22 protein-coding genes are annotated in these 22409 nt (G+C 66.6%); 10 read left to right on the top strand and 12 right to left on the bottom strand.

All coding sequences use genetic code 11. The annotated features are described in order from the left end of the window. The first annotated feature begins 13 nt into the window (after positions 1-13). From QTI04_RS16885 to QTI04_RS16875, 3 genes are all read left to right on the top strand, one after another. Positions 14-1207 carry an ABC transporter substrate-binding protein gene (locus QTI04_RS16885; RefSeq protein ID WP_286616651.1) on the top strand — a complete coding sequence of 398 codons (1194 nt, stop codon included), beginning with the start codon at positions 14-16 and terminating at the stop codon, positions 1205-1207. A gap of 130 nt (positions 1208-1337) precedes the next feature. Beyond that, positions 1338-2213: a branched-chain amino acid ABC transporter permease gene (locus QTI04_RS16880; RefSeq protein WP_286599934.1), complete on the top strand. Its 876-nt coding sequence runs from the start codon at positions 1338-1340 to the stop codon at positions 2211-2213. Between the two features lie 12 nt (positions 2214-2225). After that, complete coding sequence (locus QTI04_RS16875) at positions 2226-3215, top strand: branched-chain amino acid ABC transporter permease (RefSeq protein ID WP_286599935.1); 990 nt, start codon at positions 2226-2228, stop codon at positions 3213-3215. 18 nt (positions 3216-3233) lie between these two features. Here QTI04_RS16875 and QTI04_RS16870 read toward each other — a convergent pair whose 3' ends face one another. Then, on the bottom strand, positions 3234-4295 hold the full coding sequence (locus QTI04_RS16870; protein ID WP_286616650.1) for a carotenoid 1,2-hydratase: 1062 nt from the start codon (positions 4293-4295) through the stop codon (positions 3234-3236). 50 nt (positions 4296-4345) lie between these two features. Between QTI04_RS16870 and QTI04_RS16865 the strand changes: the two genes are divergently transcribed. Then, positions 4346-4732 (top strand): DUF1801 domain-containing protein, encoded by a 387-nt coding sequence (locus QTI04_RS16865; RefSeq protein WP_286616649.1) that lies wholly within the window; start codon positions 4346-4348, stop codon positions 4730-4732. A gap of 38 nt (positions 4733-4770) precedes the next feature. Continuing rightward, positions 4771-5571, top strand: coding sequence for an alpha/beta fold hydrolase (locus QTI04_RS16860; protein ID WP_286616648.1), 801 nt, complete (start codon positions 4771-4773; stop codon positions 5569-5571). A gap of 12 nt (positions 5572-5583) precedes the next feature. On the opposite strand, the gene QTI04_RS16855 is transcribed toward QTI04_RS16860, so the two are convergent. Genes QTI04_RS16855 through QTI04_RS16845 form a run of 3 tightly spaced genes read right to left on the bottom strand, consistent with a single transcriptional unit; the run spans position 5584 to position 9774 of the window. After that, entirely contained in the window at positions 5584-8148 is a 2565-nt protein-coding gene (locus QTI04_RS16855) for an FtsX-like permease family protein (protein ID WP_286616647.1), read from the bottom strand. Between the two features lie 31 nt (positions 8149-8179). Further along, positions 8180-9421, bottom strand: coding sequence for an RNA polymerase sigma factor (locus QTI04_RS16850; RefSeq protein ID WP_286616646.1), 1242 nt, complete (start codon positions 9419-9421; stop codon positions 8180-8182). Then, positions 9418-9774, bottom strand: a complete 357-nt coding sequence (locus QTI04_RS16845; protein WP_286599941.1) for a YciI family protein — start codon at positions 9772-9774, stop codon at positions 9418-9420. The genes QTI04_RS16850 and QTI04_RS16845 overlap by 4 nt, the downstream gene beginning before the upstream one ends. A gap of 119 nt (positions 9775-9893) precedes the next feature. On the opposite strand from QTI04_RS16845, the gene QTI04_RS16840 reads away from it, so the two are divergent. Further along, a complete protein-coding gene (locus tag QTI04_RS16840; protein WP_286616645.1) occupies positions 9894-10862 on the top strand; it encodes a threo-3-hydroxy-L-aspartate ammonia-lyase in 969 nt (322 codons plus the stop codon). Here the strand turns inward: QTI04_RS16840 and QTI04_RS16835 are convergent. From QTI04_RS16835 to mutL, 4 genes are all read right to left on the bottom strand, one after another. Next, positions 10859-11515, bottom strand: a complete 657-nt coding sequence (locus QTI04_RS16835; RefSeq protein WP_286616644.1) for an ABC transporter ATP-binding protein — start codon at positions 11513-11515, stop codon at positions 10859-10861. The two genes, QTI04_RS16840 and QTI04_RS16835, sit on opposite strands and share 4 nt — an antisense overlap. Next, complete coding sequence (gene miaA / locus QTI04_RS16830; RefSeq protein WP_286616643.1) at positions 11512-12507, bottom strand: tRNA (adenosine(37)-N6)-dimethylallyltransferase MiaA; 996 nt, start codon at positions 12505-12507, stop codon at positions 11512-11514. Before miaA ends, QTI04_RS16835 begins: the two co-directional genes overlap by 4 nt. Positions 12508-12552: 45 nt before the next feature. After that, positions 12553-13509 (bottom strand): alpha/beta hydrolase, encoded by a 957-nt coding sequence (locus QTI04_RS16825; RefSeq protein WP_286616641.1) that lies wholly within the window; start codon positions 13507-13509, stop codon positions 12553-12555. A 193-nt stretch (positions 13510-13702) separates the two neighbouring features. Next, complete coding sequence (mutL, locus tag QTI04_RS16820) at positions 13703-15550, bottom strand: DNA mismatch repair endonuclease MutL (protein ID WP_286616640.1); 1848 nt, start codon at positions 15548-15550, stop codon at positions 13703-13705. Between the two features lie 49 nt (positions 15551-15599). Between mutL and QTI04_RS16815 the strand changes: the two genes are divergently transcribed. Beyond that, a complete protein-coding gene (locus tag QTI04_RS16815; RefSeq protein WP_286599947.1) occupies positions 15600-16247 on the top strand; it encodes a DedA family protein in 648 nt (215 codons plus the stop codon). 9 nt (positions 16248-16256) lie between these two features. Here QTI04_RS16815 and QTI04_RS16810 read toward each other — a convergent pair whose 3' ends face one another. The 3 genes from QTI04_RS16810 to ctlX form a co-directional block, all read right to left on the bottom strand. Further along, positions 16257-17615, bottom strand: coding sequence for a hypothetical protein (locus tag QTI04_RS16810; RefSeq protein ID WP_286616639.1), 1359 nt, complete (start codon positions 17613-17615; stop codon positions 16257-16259). A 95-nt stretch (positions 17616-17710) separates the two neighbouring features. Next, entirely contained in the window at positions 17711-17989 is a 279-nt protein-coding gene (locus tag QTI04_RS16805; RefSeq protein WP_286599949.1) for a glycine zipper domain-containing protein, read from the bottom strand. Positions 17990-18133: 144 nt separating this feature from the next. Then, entirely contained in the window at positions 18134-19075 is a 942-nt protein-coding gene (gene ctlX / locus QTI04_RS16800; RefSeq protein WP_286616638.1) for a citrulline utilization hydrolase CtlX, read from the bottom strand. Between the two features lie 142 nt (positions 19076-19217). On the opposite strand from ctlX, the gene QTI04_RS16795 reads away from it, so the two are divergent. Beyond that, a complete protein-coding gene (locus tag QTI04_RS16795) occupies positions 19218-19640 on the top strand; it encodes an Lrp/AsnC family transcriptional regulator (protein ID WP_286599951.1) in 423 nt (140 codons plus the stop codon). Here QTI04_RS16795 and QTI04_RS16790 read toward each other — a convergent pair whose 3' ends face one another. Further along, positions 19641-20555 carry a LysR family transcriptional regulator gene (locus tag QTI04_RS16790; RefSeq protein ID WP_286616637.1) on the bottom strand — a complete coding sequence of 305 codons (915 nt, stop codon included), beginning with the start codon at positions 20553-20555 and terminating at the stop codon, positions 19641-19643. 78 nt (positions 20556-20633) lie between these two features. Between QTI04_RS16790 and QTI04_RS16785 the strand changes: the two genes are divergently transcribed. Together QTI04_RS16785 and QTI04_RS16780 are read left to right on the top strand one after the other, a co-directional pair. Continuing rightward, on the top strand, positions 20634-22022 hold the full coding sequence (locus QTI04_RS16785; RefSeq protein ID WP_286616636.1) for an acyclic terpene utilization AtuA family protein: 1389 nt from the start codon (positions 20634-20636) through the stop codon (positions 22020-22022). Next, the gene (locus QTI04_RS16780; RefSeq protein ID WP_286616635.1) at positions 22019-22384 is read left to right on the top strand and encodes a hypothetical protein; all 366 of its coding nucleotides are present in this window, start codon (positions 22019-22021) and stop codon (positions 22382-22384) included. The genes QTI04_RS16785 and QTI04_RS16780 overlap by 4 nt, the downstream gene beginning before the upstream one ends. Positions 22385-22409 lie beyond the last annotated feature (25 nt).

Genomic DNA, 22409 nt, shown 5'->3' with positions numbered 1-22409 from the left:
ACCTGCCCTGAACATGAAAAAGACCATTGCACTCACCGCCGTTTCCCTTGCCGTTGCGTTTGCCACCGGCGCCGTGCAGGCCCAGGAGAAGGTCAAGATCGGTTTCATCACCGACATGTCGAGCCTCTACGCCGACGTCGAAGGCAAGAACGGCGCGACCGCGATCCAGATGGCCATCGACGACTTCGGTGGCAAGGTCAATGGCCTGCCGATCGAACTCGTCACGGCCGACCACCAGAACAAGGCCGACATCGCGGCATCGAAGGCGCGCGAGTGGATCGATACCGACAACCTGACGATGCTGTTCGGCGGAACCAATTCCGGCACCGGCCTCGCCATGGCGAAGGTCGCGCAGGAGAAAAAGCGCGTCTTCATCGTCAATGGCGCGGGCACTTCGGCGCTCACCAACGAGCAATGCAGCCCCTACACCGTTCACTACGCCTACGACACCGTGGCTTTGGCCAAGGGCACGGGCGGCGCAGTGGTCGAGAACGGTGGCAAGAACTGGTTCTTCCTGACGGCGGACTATGCGTTCGGCGCGGCGCTCGAAGGCGACACGGCCAAGGTCGTCAAGGAAAAGGGCGGCACGGTGGTCGGCGGCGTCAAGCATCCGCTCAATGCATCCGACTTCTCGTCCTTCCTGCTGCAGGCTCAGAACTCCAAGGCGCAAATCCTCGGCTTGGCCAACGCCGGCGGCGACACCATCAATGCGATCAAGGCTGCCAAGGAATTCGGCATCACGAAGAGCATGAAGATGGCGGGCTTGCTCGTGTTCATCACCGACATCCACAGCCTCGGCTTGAAGAACACCGAAGGCCTCCTGCTCACCACGAGCTGGGACTGGAACCTCAACGAGCAGACGCGCGCCTTCGGCAAGAGGTTCTTCGACAAGACCAAGCGCATGCCCACCGACATCCAGGCCGCCGACTATTCCGCCACCACGACCTACCTGAAGGCCGTTCAGGCAGCCAAGAGCACCGACGCCGACAAGGTGATGGTGGAGCTCAAGAAGATGCCGATCAACGACTTCTACGCCAAGGGCAACATCCGTCCTGACGGCCGCTTCGTGCACGACATGTACCTGATGCAGGTCAAGTCGCCGGCCGAATCGACGCAGCCGTGGGACTACTACAAGGTGGTCGCCAAGCTGCCCGGCGAGCAAGTTTTCACGACCAAAGCCGAGAGCAAATGCGCCGTTTGGAAGTAAAGCTCGCCTCCAGGCTTCGCGCTCTGCGTGTCGCTGCGCCTACTCCCTGCCGGGGGCGGGCCGGCCGCTACGGGCGGCCGGGCGCGGCGGCCCCTGGTGAAGAGGGCCGCTCCCGGTTGTTAAGACGTCTATGAACATCTCTCTCCCTGCCTTGTTGAGCCAGCTCCTGTTGGGGCTGGTCAACGGGTCGTTCTACGCCATTCTGAGCCTCGGGCTCGCGGTGATCTTCGGGCTGCTCAACGTCATCAACTTCGCGCACGGCGCGCTGTTCATGCTGGGGGCGGTGTTCACCTGGATGGCGATGAACTATTTCAACGTCAACTACTGGGTGATGCTGGTGGTGGCGCCGGTCATCGTGGGGCTTTTCGGCGTGCTCATCGAGCGGCTGCTGCTGCGCTGGATCTACAAGCTGGACCATCTCTATGGCTTGCTGCTCACCCTCGGCCTGACGCTGCTGATCGAGGGGGTGTTCCGTTCCATCTATGGGGTCTCGGGCCTTGCCTATGACACGCCGGACGCGCTTGCGAGCGCTACCGATCTCGGCTTCATGATCCTGCCCAACTACCGGGCCTGGGTGGTCGTCGCGTCGCTCGTCGTGTGCTTCGCGACCTGGTTCGTCATCGAGAAGACGCGACTTGGCGCCTACCTGCGCGCCGGCACGGAGAACCCGCGGCTGGTGGAGGCCTTCGGCGTCAACGTGCCGTTGATGATCACGCTCACCTATGGCTTCGGCGTCGCGCTCGCAGCCTTTGCCGGCGTGCTTGCAGCGCCGGTGATCCAGGTGTCGCCGCTGATGGGGCAGAACCTCATCATCGTGGTGTTCGCCGTGGTCGTGATCGGTGGCATGGGCTCGATCATGGGCGCCATCCTCACCGGGCTCGGGCTCGGCGTGATCGAGGGGCTGACCAAGGTCTTCTATCCGGAGGCTTCCTCCACCGTGGTGTTCGTGATCATGGTCATCGTGCTGCTCATTCGCCCCGCCGGCCTGTTCGGCAAAGAAAAATAAGACGACAGCTGCATGAAAAAGCTTTCCACTGTCATTTATCTGCTGCTGCTCGTCGCACTGGTCGCCGCGCCGTTCGCCGGCGCCTACCCCGTGTTCGTGATGAAGCTCATGTGCTTCGCGCTCTTTGCATCGGCTTTCAATCTGCTGCTGGGCTATACGGGGCTGCTGTCCTTCGGCCACGCGGCTTTCCTCGGCGGTTCCGCCTACGTGGCGGGCCATGCGATGAAGGTGTGGGGCCTGACGCCTGAACTGGGGCTCATCGCCGGCACGATCACAGGCGCGCTGCTGGGCTGGCTCTTCGGCGTGCTGGCGATTCGCCGGCAAGGCATCTACTTCGCGATGATCACGCTGGCGCTCGCGCAGATGGTGTTCTTCGTCGCATTGCAGGCGAAGTTCACCGGCGGCGAGGACGGTCTGCAGGGTGTGCCGCGCGGCAAGCTCTTCGGCGTGCTCGATCTGCAGAACGACCTCACCATGTACTACGTCACGCTCGTGATCGTCGTCGCCGCGTTCCTGCTGATCGTGCGCACCATCCACTCGCCCTTCGGGCAGGTGCTGAAGGGCATCAAGGAAAACGAGCCGCGTGCACTCTCGCTGGGCTACGACGTAAGCCGCTTCAAGCTGCTGGCCTTCGTGATCTCGGCGGCGCTGTCGGGCCTCGCGGGTTCGCTCAAGACGCTGGTGCTGGGCTTTGCCACGCTGTCTGACGTGCACTGGAGCGCTTCGGGACAGGTCATCCTGATGACGCTGGTCGGCGGCCTGGGCACGCTCTCGGGTCCGCTGGTCGGCTCGGCCGTGGTGGTGCTGCTCGAGAACAAGATCGGCGAGTTCGGCCACTTGCTGGCCCGCATCACGACCATCGACTGGTTCAACACGCTGGGCGAATCGGTCACCATGGTCACGGGCCTGATCTTCGTGATCTGCGTTCTCGCCTTCCGGCGCGGGATCATGGGCGAGATCATTGCCTTCATCGATCGTCGGCGTGGGGCAGCCAAGGGCTGAGCGCCAGCTCGAAGGTGTTCAGAGCCGCAGCGGCTGCGCGTAACCCGTGAGTTCGAGGTAGCCGCGGCCAACGGATTTTCCGCTCGCATCCAGCAAGTCGCTCAGGCCTTCCCAGTACACGGTGCCGGTCGAGCCATGGCCGTCAAGCTCCTGATCGTCCAGCAGGGCGCGTACCGCGAAGGCGCCGGCAGGCGTCTGGATTCGCCACCTTGTCGGGTAGACCGCTCTCGTGCGTGGGCTCGTCCAGGTACCCTCTGCATCGAAGTGCAGTTCGTCCGGGCCGAACACCCGCTGGTGCCCGTCGGCGGTGCGCAGCGAGCCGCCCGCCCAGATCGCCGAGCCGTCACGGCCCCGGATGCGGAAAGCCATCAACGCGCCGCCATCGAAGAGATTCATGCCGATCCAGTCCCAGCCTGCCGCGTCCGGGTGCAGGTAGGCCTCGCTCCATTCGCGATCAAGCCATGCGGTGCCCTGCACATCGAAGCGCCTGCCTTGCAGGCTCAGGCTGCCCTTCGCCGCGAGCTGTGGCTCGCTGTAGTAGTAGCTGGCCTGCTCGGCGTCCGGGCCCTTGCGCGAGAGGCCCGCGCTGCCTTGCAGCATCACCGGCTGGGTAGGGTTGAAGCGCAAGTCGATCGCAAAGCCGTTGGCGGGAAGGCGTGCCACATAGCCATTGGCGTCGCGCCGGAGCGTCCAGTCACGCAAGCGGACGTCGGTGTCGGTTTCGGAGGCATAGGCCACGCCGAAGCCCGCGCGTGCGATGCGCTGGTCGTGCCACAGCTTGCGGCCTTCGAGATCGGTGATGGCCGCGTGCGCAAAGATCAACTGCCGAGCAGCGAAGGCGGATCGCATCGACTGCGTCGCTTCGACGCGCGAGCGAAAGAAGGTGAGCTGGAATCCGAATTCACGCGCACCGGATTTCGCATGCCCCGTGATGTACCACCACTCGGTGCGCAAGTCCGGATGGCTGCCGAAATCGCGCGGAAACTGCATGGCACGCGGCGGCAATGCCCATGCCGCAGGCACCGCGAGCGCGGACAGCAACACAGCGCGACGTGACAGACCCTGCGAGGACGCATTCATTCACACATTTTCGGCCATTCGATTAAGAATGCGGGCGCTGGAGAGTCCCCATGCAAAAGACCGCGCCCGCTTCAAGTCCCGACGCCTATGTGCTGGCGCTCGATGGCTGGCGGCGCGAGTGCGTCGATGGGTTGCGAGCCGCGGTGCGTTCCGCGTCAACGATGGAGGAGGTCGTGAAGTGGCGCCACCTCGTCTATCTGGCGAACGGGCCGGTGCTGCTCATTCGCGCGGAGGACAGCCGTGTCCTGTTCGGCTTCTGGCGAGGGCAGCGCCTGCGTGACATCGAACCGGGTCTCAAACCCGGAGGCAAGTACGAGATGGCCACATTGGAGTTGCACGAAGGAATGGCCGTCGATACCGCCACGGTGCGGCGCCTGACGCGAGAGGCTGTCGAACTCAATCGAACCTTGGGCGATCCGACGCTCGCTGCGAAGTGAGACAGGGTCAACGGACCGCCGTTCCTGGAGCATTGAACATGCAGATCCTCAGCCCGTTCTTTCGCGAAGCCGGCGCCGGTCCCGGCGTGGTGTGCCTGCATTCGAACGCGAGCAGTTCGAGCCAATGGCGCGGCCTCATGGACCGCCTGGCACCGCAGTTTCACGTGCTAGCGGCCGACTCTTTCGGAGCGGGCAAGAGTCCCACGTGGCCGACCGACCGGAAGGTTGCGCTCCGCGACGAGGTCGCGCTGCTCGAGCCCGTTCTCGCGCTTGCCGGAGATCCCATGGTGCTGGTCGGCCATTCGTATGGCGCTGCCATTGCGCTCGTCGCAGCGATCGTTCATCCGCAGCGCGTGCGCGCCCTGGCGCTGTACGAGCCGACCTTGTTCGCAGTGCTGGATGCCGAGACGCCACCGCCCAATGCGGCCGATGGCATTCGCTCGGCCGTGGCGGGCGCCGGCGCCGCGCTCGACCAAGGCAATCCGTCCGAGGCAGCCAGATGCTTCATCGACTACTGGATGGGCGCAGGCGCCTGGAAACACACGCCCGACGCTCGCAAAGGCCCGATAGAAGGCTCGATGGTCAACGTCCGCAACTGGGCACGTGCGTTGCTGACTGAACCGACTCCCCTCGCTGCCTTTGCCGCAATGCGTGTTCCAGTGCTCTACATGACCGGGAAGAAGTCGCCGGACTCTTCCCTCGGCGTCGCCAGGTTGCTGAAGCGCACATTGCCCGACGTCCAGGTCGTCGAGTTCGATTCGCTCGGTCATATGGGCCCCGTGACGCATCCGGAAATCGTCAATGATGCAATCTGCCGCTTCCTGAAGTCTCTTTCCTGAGCCGGCTTCAGTTCACCAGTCTTCCTTTACCGCCATCACCGCATCGTGTCCCGCCGCCGCGCGGCCGGCCAGCCAAGCCGTGATGGTGCCGGCAGCCAGCACGGCCGCGCACAGCGCGAGGAGGCGCGTCCAAGGCACCAGCAGATCCATGGTCCAGTGGAAGCTTTGCGGGTTGACCACGTGCACCAGCACCACCGACACCGCCAGCCCGAGCACCAGCCCTGCGACCGCGCCGATGGCGGTCCATGCAGCGCCTTCACCGGCGACGATGGCGAGCACCTGTGTGCGCGTGAAGCCCAGGTGTGCGAGCAACCCGAACTCCTTGCGACGCGCCAGCACCTGCGCGCTGAAACTGGCGGCGATGCCGAACAGCCCAATGCCGATCGCGACGGCCTGCAGCCAGTAGGTCACGGCAAAGCTGCGGTCGAAGATGCGCAGCGAGGTCGCGCGGATCTGGCCCACCGAGGCGATTTCAATGGGTTCGCTCGTGCCGAGTTCGCGCGCCGCAAACTCGCGCACTGCCTGCTCGGCCGTGCCGGCATGGGTTCCCGGCGCGAGCCAGAGCGCGATGTCGCTCACGTTGCGCTCGCCGCTGAGCCGCTCGAAGTCCCGCGCGTCCATGGTGATCGCGCCGAACTGGCGGATGTAGTCCCGCCACACGCCGGCAACGAAGAAGACCGGTGGCACCGCCCGTTCGCCGGCCGCGCCCGTGGCCCAGGCGCGTGCCAGCGGCTCGAAGACCGTGCCCGGCTTCGCGTCATAGAGTTCGACCATGGCCTCGCTCACGTAGATGCCGACCTGTCCCGCGGGCACCGGCAAGGCCGCACCCAGCAAGGGAAGCGACCGACCGGCATCTTCTTCGAGGCTGCGCGAAATCAGCGTGACGGAGGGCCGCGAAGGATCGAGCAGCAAGGCCCGTGTTCGCAGCGTGCCGGTGCGCACAACGCCCGGCAAGTGCGCGAGGGACTGCACGAAGGTCGGCGAGAAGGCCGCCTGCTCGCTGATCGAACTTCCGCCGGCTGCGCTGCGCACGTAGAGATCGGCCGGCAAGACCACATCCAGCCAGCGCGTGACCGACTCGCGAAAGCTCGCGACCATGACGGTCAGCGCGACGGCGAGGCTGAGGCTCGCGACCACGCCGCTGACCGCCACTGCCGCTGTCCCCCGCATGCGTCGCGCGCGCTCGATGGCCAGCAGCGGCAGCACGCGTCGCGCGAACAGGGGTGCGAGGCGGTCATACAGCAGGGCGATGAGCCACGGCAGCGCCGCGATGCCGCCGACCAGCAGGAAGCCGACGGAGAGATAGGCCGCGATCGGGATGCCGTACACCGCCGGCGCCATCGCCAGGGCCACGCCGGCCGCGATCAACAGCAGAGCAATGCCATGCGCGCTGCCGCGCGCGGGCGCGGCACCCAGGCCTTTCAGCGTCTGGGCTTCCGGCAGGGCTTGGGCCGCCCGGGCGGGCCACCAGCCGCCGACGCCTGCAGCGAGCACGCCCAGCGCGCCATAAAGCACTGCCGCGCCCGTGCTCCATCGCAAGGTCGGCGCCACGCCTTCGAAGTAGCCGCCGCCGAGATCGCCGCCCAGCACCTGCAGCGCGAACTGCGCCAGCGCAGTGCCCAGCGCGATGCCAGCCATGCTGCCGATCAGTCCGAGTGCGATGGATTCGGCCAGCACCAGCCGCAGCCGCTCGCGCGGGGTGACACCAAGCACGCCCAGCAGCGCGAACTGCTGCGCGCGCTTGGCCACGCTCAGAGCCAGCACGGAGAACACCAGGAAGGCCCCCGTGAACAGGGCCACCAGCGCGAGAACCGTCAGGTTGACCCGGTAGGCTCGCGACAGGTTGCTCACCCGCTGCGCAGCGTCGCCCGGCTCGGCGATCTGGATGCCCGCCGGCCAGCCGGGCGATTGCCGCAGCGATTGGATGAAGGCCGCGCGATCGGCACCTGGCGCGAGGCGCAGGTCGATGCGCGTGAGCCGGCCGCCACGCTCGAACAGGTCCTGCGCCGCGCCGATGTCCATCACGGCGAGCCCGGCACCGCCGGCCGCGACCTGGCCGGCGACGCTGAGCGTTTGCCATTGCGTGCCGACGCGCAACTGCATGGTGGTCGCGGAATCGCCCAGCGCCTTGCGTGCGGCGGCGTTGAGAAACACGTGGCCCGGCGCCAGCAGTGCCAGCCGGTCGCCGCCCTCGGCGGGCCGAGGCATCAGCGCCGGCGCGATCGAAGGGAGCACCAGCGCATCGACGCCGACCACGCGCAGCGGCAAGCGGCGCTCGCCCGCGATCGTCAGGCTCTGCACTTCCAGCACCGGGCTCGCCAGCGTCACTTGCGGATGCTGCGCCACTTGAGCGAACACCGCCTCGTCGAAGCTCCCTTGCGCGGCGCGCAGCTCAAGATCGGGCTGGCCGTTGACCGAACGCACCGCACTGGAGAACTCGTCGAGCGCCGAGGCATTGATGAGCTGCACCGAAAAAGCCAACGCCACGCCCAGCATCACGGCGACGACCGCCGCCGCGTTGCGCCACGGATGGTGGCGCAGCTCTTGCCAGGAAAAGGTTGAAAGCAGCGAGCGCATGCTGCCTCATTCTGCGCGATGCGCACGCCGGTCAAAGCCGGCTGGATGCCAAGGCGAGATAGGCGCGCACGGCCGGGCTGGTGCTGAGGCCCGCTGCGCGAGCGTAGGCCTGCCGGGCAGCGACAGGGTCGCCGGTGCGACCTAGCAGGTAGGCACGCGCGGCCCAATAGGGCTGGTAGTTGGCGATTTCGTCCGGCGCGAAGGTGTCGAGCGCACGCAGGCCTTCGGTCGGCCCGTCGGCCGTTGCGAGCGCGCAGGCGCGGCCCACTCTTGCACCGGTGCTCGGGCGCAGTGAGATCAATCCGTCGTAGAGCGCGAGCACCGCGTGCGGAGGTACTTGCGCACCGAGGCGCCGCGCACAGTGGGCCGACTGGATGGCTGCTTCCATCTGATAGGCGCCGGCGGCATTCATGTCCGCGGCATGCTGCAGCGCCCGCTCGGCCTGTTCGCGCAGGGGTGTGTCCCAACGCAGGACGTCTTGTTCATCGAGCGGCACGTAGGCCCCTGTGTCGCTGCGCCGCGCCGCTGCACGGCTCTCACAGAAGAACATCAGCGCGAGCAGGCCCAGCGGCTCGGGTTCGTCCGGCATCAGGCTGCACAGGATGCGACACAGGTCGATGGCCTCCGCGGTGAGGCCGCGCTGGGTGGCATCGGCGCCGTCGACCTCGTCCCAGCCGGTGCCATAGGCGGCGTAGATGCCGTCCAGCACGTCCTGCAGCCGTTGCGGCAGATCGCCGGCGCGCGGAAATTCAAAAGGGATGCCCGCCGCGCGGATGCGCGCCTTGGCCCGGACCAGCCGCTGCCCGAGCGTGGCCGGCGCAATGAGGAAGGCGCCGGCCATGCGGGCGGCGTCCAGCCCCAACACCGTCTGCAGCATCAGCGGTGCGCGCGCCGCCGCATCGATGGCAGGGTGCGCGCAGACGAAGAGCAGGCGCAGTCGTTCGTCCGGTACGGCATCGCCGCCGGTGGCATCGGCGCCGACTTCCTCGGCCAGGAGCAGCAGGGTCTGGGCAGCCTCGTCCTGCACGCGGCTGTGGCGCCAGGCGTCCAGGGTGCGGTTTCGCGCGACGCTCAGCAGCCACGCTTCGGGCCGCTCGGGCACGCCGTCGGCCGGCCATCGCTCGAGCGCGCGGGCGAAGGCATCGGCGAGCGCATCTTCCGATGCCGCGATGTCGCGCGTGCGCGCCGAGAGAATGGCCACCAGCCGCCCATACGACTGGCGCGCGGCCTTCTCCGCGGCCGCGCGTGCCTCCTGAACCGCCGGGCCGGTCACATGTCGGGCGTGCTGAAGACCGGCCGGACTTCCACGCCCCCCGTGCTGGCGCAGGGCGCGCGGGCCGCCCATTCGAGGGCGGTGTCGAGGTCCGTCACGTCGATGACGAAGTAGCCGCCGAGTTGCTCCTTGGTGTCGGCAAAGGGGCCGTCCTGCACCTGGCGCTTGTCGCCGCGCACGCGCAGCGTGGTGCCGGTCATCGGCGGGTGCAGGCCATGGCCGTTCTGCACGATGCCGGACTGGCGCGCCGCACTGACGTACGCCATCCAGCCCGCCCGGTAGGCCTGCGCGGCCGCTTCGTCCCGCTGGTCGAATTCGGACTGGGGCTGGTAGAACATCAACATGTATTGCATGGAACCTCCGCGAAGAGAGAAGAACATCGAGCAGGATCGCTCACAGCAATGACGGTATGCAAGCGGACATTTCGACAAGGCGTTCCAAATTTTTTGGGGTGCGGGGTAAGCTCCCCGTCATGCAGACACTTCCCACCTACGACGACGTGATCGCCGCGGCCGCGCGGCTCGAAGGCCATGCCCACCGTACACCGGTGCTGCGCTCGCGAACCGCGGACGCCCGCTGGGGTGCGCAGTTCTTCTTCAAGTGCGAGAACTTCCAGCGCATGGGCGCCTTCAAGTTTCGCGGTGCGTTCAATGCGCTGTCGAAATTCGATGCGGCGCAGCGCAAGGCCGGCGTGATCGCCTTTTCATCGGGCAACCATGCGCAGGCCATCGCGCTCGCGGCCGGCATCCTCGGCATGCCGGCGGTGATCGTGATGCCCAACGACGCGCCTGCGGCCAAGCTCGCCGCCACGCGGGGTTACGGCGCCGAGGTCGTGCAGTACGACCGTTTCACCGAAGACCGCGAAGCGCTGACGCGCCGTTTGGCCGGCGAGCGCGGCATGACGCTGATCCCGCCCTACGACCATCCCGACGTGATCGCGGGGCAGGGCACGGCGGTGAAGGAACTGATCGAGGACGTCGGCGCGCTCGACGTGCTCTACGTCTGCCTCGGCGGAGGTGGCTTGACGAGCGGTTCGGCACTGTCGGCCCGCGCCCTGTCGCCCGACTGCCGGATCTACGGTGTCGAGCCCGAAGCCGGCAACGACGGCCTGCAGTCGCTGCGCGCGGGCCGCATCGTCCACATCGATACGCCGAAGACCATTGCCGACGGCGCGCAGACCCAGCACCTGGGCGAATACACCTTCGGCATCATCCGGCGCGACGTGAACGACATCGTGACCGTGAGCGATGCGCAACTCGTCGATGCGATGCGCTTCTTCGCCGAGCGCATGAAGATGGTGGTCGAGCCCACGGGGTGCCTCGCGTTCGCGGCTGCCTGCGCCGCAGGCGATGCAATTCGCGGGGCGCGCGTGGGCGTGATCATCAGCGGCGGCAACGTCGACCTGGGGCGCTTTGCTGCGCTCCTCGCGGGATCTGCCTAGGCGCTGATTCCGTCGGCGCTCAAGTGCAGCACCCGGTCGGCACGCGCCGCGGCCGCTTCCGAATGCGTGACCAGCACCAGCGAGGCGCCATGTTCGCGCGTCTGCGCGATCAGCACATCCATGACGCGGGCGGCGGTGGTCGGGTCGAGGTTGCCGGTCGGCTCGTCGGCCAGCAGCAGTGACGGGCGGTGCACCAGGGCGCGCGCAATGGCCACGCGCTGCAACTGGCCTCCGCTGAGTTCCTGCGGAAGGCGCTCGCCCAATCCGGCAAGGCCGACAGCGTCGAGCATCTGCGTCACGCGCGTATCGCTGGCCGGACCACGCTGGCCCAGCAGCATCAAGGGCAGCCCGACGTTCTGCGCGACATCCAGATGCGGCAGCACATGAAAAGCCTGGAACACGAAGCCCACGTGCTCGCGGCGCCAAAGCGCTCGTGCCTCGGCGTCGAGCGCACCGATATCGACGCCGTCGTGAATGACGGTGCCGGAATTCCAGCTGTCGAGCCCGGCCATGCAGTTGAGCAGCGTCGATTTGCCCACGCCCGATTCACCGACGATCGCGACGAATTCGCCGGTCGCGACGTCGAGCGACACGTGTTCGAACACCGGCACCTCGCCGTAGTGCTTGCCCAGATCCGTGATGCGCAGCGTCATGCGATGTCGACGACCTGCCGCACGACCTGCTCGATGGCGTCGGGGGCCTCCGCTGCGATCACCTTGCGCTGCGGCATGCTGCGCAGCCACGTGATCTGGCGTTTCGCGAGTTGGCGCGTGGCCGCGATGCCGCGCTCGCGCAACTCGGCAATGGGCCATTCGCCGTCGAGCGCTTCCCAGGTCTGGCGGTAGCCGACGCAGCGCATCGACGGCAAATCCGCGACCAGGTCGCCTCGTGCGCGCAGGGCCTGCACCTCGGCGATGAAGCCGGACGACAGCATCGCGTCGAAGCGCGCGGCGATGCGTTCATGCAGCCATGCCCGGTCGGTGGGTTCCAGGGACAGGAGCGCGGTGGCCTGCCAGCCACCGTCGGCGGAGCCCGCCGCGTGAAAGCTCGAAAGCGGCTGTCCGCTGCTGTGCCAGACTTCGAGTGCGCGCTGGATACGCTGGCTGTCGTTGGGCGCCAGGCGCAAGGCGGTGACGGCATCGACTTCCGCGAGGCGTGCGTGCATCGCGGGCCAGCCCAGTGCGGCGGCGTCGGCTTCGAGTTGCCTGCGCACTTCGGGGTCGGCTGCCGGCATGGCGTCGATGCCGTCGGCCAGCGCCTTGAAATAGAGCATCGTGCCGCCCACCAGCAGCGGCAGCCGGCCGCGCGCGCTGATCTCGCCGATCAGCCGCTTGGCGTCCTGTACGAATGCGGCGGCGCTGTAGGCCTCGCGCGGATCGCGGATGTCGATGAGGTGATGCGGGACTTCGGCGAGTTCGTCAGGCGTGGGCTTGGCGGTGCCGATGTTCATGCCGCGGTAGACCAGCGCCGAATCGACGCTGACGATCTCGATGGGCCGCGCGCGGGCGATGGCCAGTGCGGCAGCGGTCTTGCCGGATGCTGTGGGTCCGGCCAGTGCGACGTAGCGCGGCGAAGGCTGTGCCGCCGACGTGCCTGAAGCACGCGGCACGGTTTGCGAAAGGGCCGGTACGACAGAGGGCGGCATGCGCCCGAGGTTAACAAAGCCGGTGAACGGACCGCCCGCGGCGCGTCAGATCGCCTGTCCGGACAGGCGGGCTTGACGGTGCGAGGTGATGTCGGGCAGCGCGGGTGGTGCAGTTGCTGCAGCCGTTTCGGCGCCAGCGGCCATCTCGGTGGGCGGCTCCTTCATGCGAAAAAGCTGCGAGAGGGCTGCGCGGTACTGCGCCTGGCCGATCGAATTGGTGTTGTGATGCGATCCGCCTTCGACGAGCACGAACAGCTTGGGCACGGTCGCCGCGTCATACAGCTTGCGGCCCAGCGTCGGGTTGATCAGGCTGTCCGCCGCGCCATGCACCACGAGCAGCGGCGCGCCGATGTCCTTGACCTTGCTAATGGCTTCGAAGCGTTGCGTGATGAAGGGGCTGAAGGGCAGCCAGCCCCACTTGAAGCTGCCCACCACGTCGGCGATCGAGGTGAAGGTGCTTTCGACGATGGTGCCGCTCTCGTCGTTCACGCGGGATGCCAGGTCGATCCCGATAGCGCCGCCGAGCGAATGGCCGAAGATGTAGCGCGGTTGCTGGGGGTGCTTCGCTGCCAGCCAGGTCCATGCGGCATACGCATCCTCTCGGGCCGAGTCTTCAGAGGGCAATCCCTTGGAGCTCTTGCCGAAGCCGCGGTAGTCGATCGCCAGCACCGCGAAGCCCAATTCGTGCATCCGGCGCATTCTGGGTGCGGAGCCGGCCACGTTGTACCGTGCACCATGCAGGTAAAGCAGAACAGGCGTATCGGGTGATTCGGGTGCGCCGCCGAGCCACAGGCCGTGCAGCCGCGCGGGCTCTCCCGTGAGCGGTGACTTGAAATCGATCCAGACGTCGTCCATTCCCTGGCTCATGGCTTCCGAATTGCCCCAGCTTCGGTCGCTGGGTTGGAAGATCCACTCGCGCTGACGCTCGTCGAGGGTGGAACAACCACCCGCCAGCAGGGCGACCAGGGCGGTGGCGGATGCGAAGAGGGTCCAGGATTTCATGAAGGCTGAAGGACAGGCGAGAGGCCGGAAAGTTCAACGAAAGACCTCATGCAACGCGCGTGCCCGGTCGCTCGATGACCCATGAAAACCCTCGGTTTGGGCCTCAAGCACCGTCAAATGCGCGGAATTTCGCAGCCGGCAAGCCTAAAAAGCGTCCTGGCCGACAGTTTGTAAGCGAAGGAAAAGTAGCGGCCTAACGCCCGCGCATGAACAGCGAGTCCAGCTCGCGCACCGAAAGCTGGCGCCATGTCGGACGGCCATGATTGCACTGGTCGGAGCGCTCGGTCGCCTCCATCTGGCGCAGCAACGCGTTCATTTCGTCGAGCGTGAGCTTGCGGTTGGCTCGCACCGCGCCATGGCAGGCCATGGTGGAGAGCAGTTCGTTCTGGGCGCGCTGCACGACGGTACTGGCGTCGTGATGGGCAAGTTCGGCGAGCACGCTGCGCGCGAGCTCGACCGGGTCGCCGTCAGCCAGAGTGCCTGGCACGGCGCGCACCGCCAGGGTGCGTGGCGAGAAGGGCGTGATCTCGAGGCCGAGCGATGGCAGCACCGCCGCGCAGGCCTCGGCAGTCGCCACTTCCTGCGGCGTGGCGGCAAAGGTGGCGGGGATCAGCAGTGGCTGACTGGCGATCGAGGCGCCGTCCAGCTGGGTCTTGAGGCGCTCGTACACGATGCGTTCGTGCGCCGCGTGCATGTCCACGATCACCAGACCCTGGTTGTTCTCGGCCAGGATGTAGATGCCCTGCAACTGGGCCAGTGCGCGGCCGAGAGGCCAGGCTTCGGATTCGGTGGGCGGGGCGGCTTCCTGTCGTGCAGCCGGCGCCGCAGGTGCGACCCAGGAGGTGCTTGCGACCGCTGGGGTGTCCGCAGGCTTTTCCTGCCGGTAGGCGGGCCACATGGCAGCGGCATCGCCGAGGCCACGCTCCGCGGCGAATGGCATCGCGGGTTGCGTCCACGACGCCGATGCCGGAAGCATGCGCGGCTTGAAGAAAGGCTCGGCCGGCGCGGCGGTGGCGTCGCCGGCGCGGGGCGCGGCGAGTGCATCCTCGATGGCGTGGCGTACCGCCTGGTGCACTTCACGCCCGTCGCGGAATCGCACTTCGATCTTGGTCGGATGCACGTTGACGTCGACACGCGCGGGATCGATCTCCAAATACAGCGCGTAGACCGGCTGGCGCTGGCCGTGCAGAACGTCCTCGTAAGCGCTGCGAACGGCGTGTGCGAGTACCTTGTCGCGCACGAAACGGCCATTGACGTAGAAGAACTGCTGGTCGGCCCGCGAACGCGCCGCATCGGGAATGCCGGCGCGGCCCGTGACGCGCACCGGGCCGGCGACGTGCTCGACCGCAACGCTGTGCGTCACGAAGTCGTCGCCGAGCGTGTCGCCAAGCCGTTGATCGCGTGCGGCCGCAGCGCGCCACTGTTCGACCAGCTTGCCTTCATGCCAGATCGAAAAGCCGACTTCGGGCCGCGCGAGGGCATGACGGCGCACCGACTCGATGCAATGCGCCAACTCGGTTGCGTCGGTCTTGAGGAACTTGCGGCGCGCAGGCGTCGCAAAAAAGAGTTCGCGCACTTCGACGGTCGTTCCGATCGCGCGGGCCACGGGGCGCAACTCGCCGGTGCGGCCATCGAGCATGAAGGCGTTGTCGGCGCCGGCGAAGCGCGAGAGGATGCTCAGCTCCGCAATGGCATTGATGGCTGCGAGTGCTTCGCCTCGAAAACCCATCGTGCCGACCGTCTCGAGGTCGTTGAGACTGGCGATCTTGCTGGTGGCATGGCGGCGCAGGGCCAGCGGCAGTTCGTCGCGCGGCAGGCCTTGTCCATCGTCCTCGACAGAGATCAGGCGCACACCGCCGGCAGAAAGCCGCACCGTGATCTGGCGCGCACCGGCGTCGAGCGCGTTGTCGAGCAACTCGCGCACCACGGACGCGGGCCGTTCCACCACCTCGCCGGCCGCGATCTGGCTGATGAGCTCGTCAGGAAGTTCGCGGATGGGGCGGCGTGCGGCCGGATCGATGGAAGAGGGAAGGGCGCTCACGCGAACATTCTAGAAGGGGGCTTCCGCCCCTGTCGCGATAATGCGCGCCATGGAAATCATCAGCTTTCTCATCGACTTCGTCCTGCATATCGACAAGCACCTCGAAGCCTTCGTCATTGCCTATGGGCCATGGGTGTACGGGCTGCTGTTCCTGATCGTGTTCGTCGAGACCGGGCTGGTCGTCATGCCTTTCCTGCCGGGCGATTCGTTGCTGTTCATCGTCGGCGCGCTGTGCGGCGCGGGGCTGATGAGCTTCGGACTGGCGGTGCCGATCCTGCTGGTGGCTGCGGTACTGGGCGATCAGTGCAACTTCAGCATCGGCCGCTATTTCGGCCCCAAGGTCTTCCAGTGGGAGAACTCGCGATTCTTCAACCGCAAGGCCTTCGACCAGGCCCATGCGTTCTATGAGCGCTTCGGTGGCGTCACCATCATCCTGGCGCGCTTCATGCCGTTCATCCGCACCTTCGCGCCCTTCGTGGCGGGCGTGGCCGAGATGAACCGGGGCAAATTCACTCTTTTCAACGTCGTGGGTGCGTTGATATGGGTGGTGGGCCTTTGCACCGTCGGCTACTTCTTCGGCAACCTTCCGCTCGTGAAGGAGCACCTCGAGAAGATCATCTGGGCGCTGATCCTGGTGCCGGGCCTGATCGCGATCTACGGCGCCTGGCGCGCCCGCGGCGCGTCGTCGGCGCACTGAGTCGCCACACTACGGCCGCTGCCGGGGCGGCACGCGCACCGTCAGCGGTTGCGGAACATAGGTGGGATCGAAATGGCACCCGCCTCCGAAGCGCGCTTCGATGTCTTTGCAGCGGGCAGCGATGCCTTCCGTTGTCGGCTTGCGGCCGTTGTCGATCCAGTCGAGCAGAGCGGCGAACAGCGTCGGGTATTCGGCATCGCTCAGGTAGCTGTGTTCGGATTCGCGGCTGAAGGTCTGCACCAGCAAGTCCGCCGTGCCCGCGCGCTCCCGCACATCGCGGTAGACCGATTCGAGCTCGACGAAGGCAGTCGGATCGTCGATGGCGTGAAGCCCGAGCGTCGGGATGTTCACGCGGCCGGTCGGATTGCTATCAGCGGCCAGCTTGCTCACTGCGGCAAGGTCGGCAGGGTAACGCAGCACACCGGCATTGAGTGCAGCGTCGTCGCGCGAGCCGCTGTACTTCACGCCGATGTTGCCGAAGGGGTTGCCGCCATCGAGTCGCTCCTGCACCACGTCGCGGAACAGAAAGGTCGCCCAATTCATGTTGCCTACGAGTGAACGTTCGGGGATGCGGACGGTGTCGAGGAGCGTGGCGAGATTTGCGCGCTGTTGCGCCGTCCGATCTTCTGCGGACATGCGCACGCCGGTGCAGGCGTCGATGCGGCGCAGCAGTTCCGCGGACGTGAGTTTCGATTCACGCGGAAGCCCTTGCCACAGCGGGTACGCAGGCTCGCTGGGCAAGGGATGGTTGTTGCAGACGAATTGGTAGACCACACGCAAGTCCAGCCGGTAGTCGTAGGCTTGCGTGCCGCCGCCGAGTACGCCGCTGGTAAGTAGCAATCCGTCGTACGGGCCCTTGCGCCCGTCGACCGTCGCGTACAGCTCGGCCGCTTTCGCGGCGACGCCCGCCCCGTAGCTTTGTCCGTGCAGCAAGGTGCGCCGCGGTGCGCCGAAGGTCTGGACGAACAAGGCACGCAGTCGCTCGGTGTCTTCGGCAGCCATCGTGACGCCATAGCCGCCGCGCCGGTACGTCGATCCTGCCCACGCGAAGCCTGCCTTCAGGGTGACGGCCCATCGTTGCAAGTCTTCGGTGGCGCGTGCCATGGAGGGAGCACCCAACTCGGGGCCGCCATGTGCGTGCATCACGAGCACCCGGTTCCACTCGGCAGGAATGGCGATCCAGTAGAAGGCGCCTGCGCCGTCCTGGCCGCTGTAGCACCGCGTGTCGGCGGGGACGCCCTTGGGGCATGGCGACGTGATGGGCGAAGCGCTTGCAACTTGCGGGGACGGCTTGTCGGGGATTGCGCTGCATGCACTCAGCACGATGACCCAAGTGGCGATGAAGGATCGAAGAATGTCTTGTCTCATGCCGCGTTTATACGATCACGCACTCGCCATGAAAAAGCGCGCCCGAAGGCGCGCCCTTTGTGTTCTCCAACCAGCGGTTCGTGCTTGCTCGCTGCTCAGTAGCGCGGACCGTTGTTCGGGTAGTAGCTATTGCTCGGGTAGTAGTTGCGCTGATTGCGCTCGTCGACGCTACGGCCCACTTGGTTGCCGATCAGACCACCAACAGCCGCGCCACCGACTGTACTGGCCGTGTTGCCGCCGATGGCGTTGCCGATCAGCGCGCCGCCCACCGCCCCACCCGCGGTCCCGAGGTTCTGGTTGGGGCCGCTTGCGCAGCCGGCCAAAGTAAGAACGCAAGCAGCAGCCGCTGCCGATATCCAAAGTCTTGTCTTCATGATGTCCACCTTTCAGTGATTGGTGGATTCATTCTGTGGAGAACGCTGCGCCGGAATGTAGGAGACGGCCCCGGTGTATTGCCCGAAAGGGCGGTCGCCCCGTGCGCGACTGCAGCGACCCGCAGTGCACGACCACGGCTTGCGCTAATCGAGATGCCTCCGCGAAAGATGAATGCCCGCGATCATGCAGCGCACCGATCCGCCGGCCATCTCGATCGTCGGCACCGCGAGCGGAACCAGCCGCGCCGACCGTTCGATGACCGCTTTCTGCTGTGCCGTGAGGCTGTCGAACGCGCGCTGCGAGAGTGCGAGGATGCGACCGTCGCGACCGGACAACTCGATCGCATTGCCCGCGAAGTTGGCGATCTGATGCGGGCTCAATGCGATGACATCGCGTCCCGATTCTTCGAGCCGTGCGCGCACTTCATTCGCGCGGCGGGCATCGGAGACGAGGTCGAGGCCCACCATCGCGAATTCGGTCGCGACGCACATCAGCACGTTGGTGTGATAGACCGGCCGCCCGCTCGGATCGGCCGAGTCGAACGCCATCGGCTCGAAATTGAAATGCGTGCTGAAGCGCTCCAGCGCGACGGGGTCTGCACGATGGGAGCGCGCGACATAGGCGACGCGCGCCATATGGTCGAACACCATCGCGCCGGTGCCTTCGAGGAAGAGGCCGTCATGCTCCAGGCCGGAGTAGTCGATGACTTCCTGCACGCGGTACTCGGACTTGAGCATCTCGATGACGTCCGGACGGCGCTCGCGGCGGCGGTTCTCGCAGTACATCGGGTAGAGCGCGACGTGGCCGCCCGGGTGCGTGGAGAACCAGTTGTTTGGGAAGACCGAATCCGGTGTGTCGCGCTCGCCGCGATCCTCGAAAAGATGCACCCGCACCCCTTCGGCTTCCAGGCGCTCGGCCGCAGCAGTCACCTCGCGGTAAGCAGAGCGGGCGACGGCTTGCGCGGACTCCTGTTCGGCCCGGCTCTGGAATGCGTTGTCGGCGGCGGTCTCCGGGTTGGGCGTGAAGCCGTGCGGCCGGATCATGACGATTGCGGAAGGGGCCTGGATCGAGAGGAAACGCGACATCGTGTGGGTTCTCCTGAGGGCTGCACCGCTGACTGCGGCATGGGTTCATTGTTCCAGCCGGAGGTGCCAAGATGAACCATTCACCTTGTCAAAAATGACGTTGATGTTTACATTGTGTCGACTGGATATGGCAAATTGACAGATGGACGACACCGACCGCCAACTCATCGCCCTGCTGCGCGACGACGCCCGCATGTCCGTGGTGGCCCTGGCCCAGAAGCTCCGTGTGGCGCGCGCCACCGTTCAGAACCGGATCAGCAAGCTGGAGAGCGACGGAACCATCGTCGGCTACACCGTGCGACTTCGACCGGACGCGGAGCCCCATCGCATCCGGGCCATGATGAGCATCGAGGTCGATGGGCCGCACGGCGCGGAGGTTCGACGCGCGCTGCGAGGTCACGCCAATGTCGTGACGCTCCACACCACGAACGGGCGTTGGGACCTGATCGCCGAACTGCGCGCCGATTCGCTCGAGGCCTTCGACCGGGTGCTGACCGCGATCCGCTTGATCCCCGGCATATCGAACAGCGAGACGAGCATCTTGCTGTCGACCTACAAGCTGTGATCAATCCAGCTGAAGCGCGCCCAGCCGGGCAATGATCAGGTCGTGAAGCGTTTGTGCGGCCACCGAGAGGCTGCCTTCGCGACGGCGCACGAGGTACACCGTGCGCTTCAGCGCCGGCAGCGGCAACGGTCGGGTCACCAGCGTCTCGCGGCGAAAGTGAAACAGCGTCAGCGCCGGCACCGCGCTGATGCCCAGGCCCGCTTCGACCAGCCCCATGACCGTGGCGAGATGCTCCACCTCGAAAGTCGCGTTGAGCCTCAGCGGGTGCAACGCGGCGTCGAGCGACTGGCGCACGCTGCTGTTGCGCGCCATCTGGATGAAGGGCCACGGCGCGAGCTTTTTCATCGTCAGGCGCGGTTCCGTTGCCAGCGGATGGTCCGCGCGGCAGACCAGGTGAAACCGGTCGCTGCACAGCTTCCGTGCGAGCAGGTCGCTGGCCGATGCGGTTCCAGCCTCCGATGAAGCCAGCGCGAAATCCGCCTGTCCACCGCGCAGCTGCGCGATGCAGGCGTCCGACAGCGCATCGTGCAACTCGAGGGTGATTCCGGGCCATGCGCGCTGGAATTCCGCGAGGATCGTCGGCAGCCAACCGGCCGCGAGCGACGGCAGGGCGGCGACTCGCACACGGCCCTTGCGCCGCTCGACGTGGTCGGCGAGGTCCCTGATCGCGCCGCCCATGTCGTCCAGCAGGCGACGTGCCGAGCCTTCGAACAAGCGGCCCTCGGGTGTCAGCTGCACGCTGCGGGTGTCGCGGTCGAACAGCCGCGTGCCCAGCGCGTCCTCGAGGCCGCGTATCACCGCGCTGAACGCGGGTTGGGAGAGATGGCAGCTCTGCGCTGCCCGCGTGAAGTTGCACTGGTCGGCCAGCGCCAGGAACGCGCGCAACTGCCGCGTCGAAAGATCGGGAGTCTTCAATGCATTGATCCGAAATATGGATTAATCGATCCGAACTTTCGATTTTACGGATGAAGGCGCCGGGTCTAGAGTGCACCCATGAACTCCATCGACCGCCCCGCGCTCCTCATCGGCTGCGCCGCCGGCTTTTCCGGTGACCGCACGGACGCAGCCGGTCCGGTGGTCGATACGCTCATCGCCCGGCTGCAGAACGGCCCCGCAGCCCAACGCGCATTCCTGATCTTCGAAACCCTGGCCGAGCGCACGCTGGCGCTCGCGCAACTACGCCGCCGCGCCGACCCTGAAGCGGGCTACGAGCCCCTCCTCGATGCGATGCTGCGACCGGTGCTGGCGCGCTGCCTGGCGCACGGCATCCGGATCGTCAGCAACTTCGGCGCTGCCAATCCGCGCGCCGCCGCGCGGCATATCGGGCGCATGGCGCGCGAACTGGGCGCGGCGGCGCCGCACATCGCGGTGGTGGAGGGCGACGACCTTTCCGCGCCGGCGCAACTTGCGCTGCTGCGGAAGCAGCTCGGCGCGGAGATGGACAACATCCGCGTTGTCAGTGCCAACGCCTACATCGGCGCCGAGCCGATCGCCGCGGCGCTCGATGCGGGTGCGCAGATCGTGGTCTGCGGGCGCGTGGCCGATCCCTCGCTCACTGTCGGTCCGGCCATGTCGCATTTCGGCTGGCGCAGCGACGACTGGGAACGGCTCGGCCGCGCGACCATGGCAGGCCATCTTCTCGAATGCGGCGCGCAGGTCTGTGGCGGCTACTTTGCCGACCCCGGCTACAAGGAGGTGCCGGGTCTGGAGGCGGTCGGCTTTCCGATTGCGGAGATCGATGCCGACGGCTGCTGCACCATCGGCAAGGCGGACGGCACGGGCGGCCTCGTGACGGAGGCGACAGTCAAGGAGCAACTGCTCTATGAAGTGCACGATCCGGCCGCCTATCTGACGCCTGATGTGGTCGCCGACATCTCCGATGCGGAAGTCCACGGACTCGGCGCGGACCGTGTGGCGGTGTCGGGTGTGCGTGGGCATGCGCGGCCGACGCACTACAAGGTCAACGTCTGCCATGAGGGGGGCTGGCTGGCCGAAGGCGAGATCTCCTATGCCGGGCCGCGGGCCGAAGCGCGTGCGAGGCTGGCCGCCGATGTGCTGAAGAAGCGCCTGGTCGACCTGGCGCTGCGCGTCGATCTCATTGGTGCCGTCAGCGTGCTGGGAGACGACGCGGGCCGCACGCTCGCGGCGACGCCCGATGCGGGCTTGCGCGACATCCGGCTGCGGGTTGCAGCGACGCACGAGGACCGCGCGCAGGCCGAACGCCTCGCGCGCGAAGTCATGGCGCTTTACACCTGTGGCCCGGCGGGAGGCGGCGGCGTGCGGACCGCGCTCACGCCGCGGCTCAACACGATCTCTTGCCTGCTGCCGCGCGAAGCCGTGCCCGTGAGCTTCGCAAGGATCGACGAGGAGACGCCCGCATGAACACGACCATCGACATCCCGCTCTACCGCGCCGCGCATGGCCGCACGGGCGACAAGGGCGATCGCTCCAACATCAGCGTCATCGCATGGCATCCGGCGCTCTATCCGATGCTGGTGGAGCAGGTCGCGCCCGAGGCGGTGGCTGCCCAGTTTCGACATCGCGCACCTGCTGGCGTGCAGCGCTATCTGCTGCCCAGGCTGCACGCGATGAACTTCGTGCTCGACGGCGTGCTCGACGGCGGCGTGAACGATGCGCTGAACCTCGATGCGCATGGCAAAGCGTTGTCCTTTCTTCTGCTCGATCTGCGGATCCGCGTTCCGCATGAATTGGTTTCGCTGCTTGCCGGCAGTGATGAATATTGAGTTCGTATTTCCCAACCTTTCCGGA

Origin of the sequence: Variovorax sp. J22R115, from assembly GCF_030317005.1 — a bacterium.
In the GTDB taxonomy this organism is placed as follows: Bacteria; Pseudomonadota; Gammaproteobacteria; order Burkholderiales; family Burkholderiaceae_C; genus Variovorax.
The sequence above is the reverse complement of the archived record's forward strand: the minus strand, read 5'-3'. Positions and strand labels throughout refer to the sequence as shown.

What these genes read in the sequence shown, in the direction of transcription:
- QTI04_RS16835 (WP_286616644.1), bottom strand. Translation starts at nt 11,515, where the DNA reads ATGACGCTGCGCATCACGGATCTGGGCAAGCACTACGGCGAGGTGCCG.
- QTI04_RS16785 (WP_286616636.1), top strand. Translation starts at nt 20,634, where the DNA reads ATGAACTCCATCGACCGCCCCGCGCTCCTCATCGGCTGCGCCGCCGGC.
- QTI04_RS16795 (WP_286599951.1), top strand. Translation starts at nt 19,218, where the DNA reads ATGGACGACACCGACCGCCAACTCATCGCCCTGCTGCGCGACGACGCC.
- QTI04_RS16815 (WP_286599947.1), top strand. Translation starts at nt 15,600, where the DNA reads ATGGAAATCATCAGCTTTCTCATCGACTTCGTCCTGCATATCGACAAG.
- QTI04_RS16825 (WP_286616641.1), bottom strand. Translation starts at nt 13,509, where the DNA reads ATGAAATCCTGGACCCTCTTCGCATCCGCCACCGCCCTGGTCGCCCTG.
- QTI04_RS16810 (WP_286616639.1), bottom strand. Translation starts at nt 17,615, where the DNA reads ATGAGACAAGACATTCTTCGATCCTTCATCGCCACTTGGGTCATCGTG.
- ctlX (WP_286616638.1), bottom strand. Translation starts at nt 19,075, where the DNA reads ATGTCGCGTTTCCTCTCGATCCAGGCCCCTTCCGCAATCGTCATGATC.
- QTI04_RS16875 (WP_286599935.1), top strand. Translation starts at nt 2,226, where the DNA reads ATGAAAAAGCTTTCCACTGTCATTTATCTGCTGCTGCTCGTCGCACTG.
- QTI04_RS16840 (WP_286616645.1), top strand. Translation starts at nt 9,894, where the DNA reads ATGCAGACACTTCCCACCTACGACGACGTGATCGCCGCGGCCGCGCGG.
- QTI04_RS16860 (WP_286616648.1), top strand. Translation starts at nt 4,771, where the DNA reads ATGCAGATCCTCAGCCCGTTCTTTCGCGAAGCCGGCGCCGGTCCCGGC.
- QTI04_RS16805 (WP_286599949.1), bottom strand. Translation starts at nt 17,989, where the DNA reads ATGAAGACAAGACTTTGGATATCGGCAGCGGCTGCTGCTTGCGTTCTT.
- miaA (WP_286616643.1), bottom strand. Translation starts at nt 12,507, where the DNA reads ATGCCGCCCTCTGTCGTACCGGCCCTTTCGCAAACCGTGCCGCGTGCT.
- QTI04_RS16885 (WP_286616651.1), top strand. Translation starts at nt 14, where the DNA reads ATGAAAAAGACCATTGCACTCACCGCCGTTTCCCTTGCCGTTGCGTTT.
- QTI04_RS16845 (WP_286599941.1), bottom strand. Translation starts at nt 9,774, where the DNA reads ATGCAATACATGTTGATGTTCTACCAGCCCCAGTCCGAATTCGACCAG.
- QTI04_RS16880 (WP_286599934.1), top strand. Translation starts at nt 1,338, where the DNA reads ATGAACATCTCTCTCCCTGCCTTGTTGAGCCAGCTCCTGTTGGGGCTG.
- QTI04_RS16870 (WP_286616650.1), bottom strand. Translation starts at nt 4,295, where the DNA reads ATGAATGCGTCCTCGCAGGGTCTGTCACGTCGCGCTGTGTTGCTGTCC.
- QTI04_RS16855 (WP_286616647.1), bottom strand. Translation starts at nt 8,148, where the DNA reads ATGCGCTCGCTGCTTTCAACCTTTTCCTGGCAAGAGCTGCGCCACCAT.
- QTI04_RS16865 (WP_286616649.1), top strand. Translation starts at nt 4,346, where the DNA reads ATGCAAAAGACCGCGCCCGCTTCAAGTCCCGACGCCTATGTGCTGGCG.
- QTI04_RS16780 (WP_286616635.1), top strand. Translation starts at nt 22,019, where the DNA reads ATGAACACGACCATCGACATCCCGCTCTACCGCGCCGCGCATGGCCGC.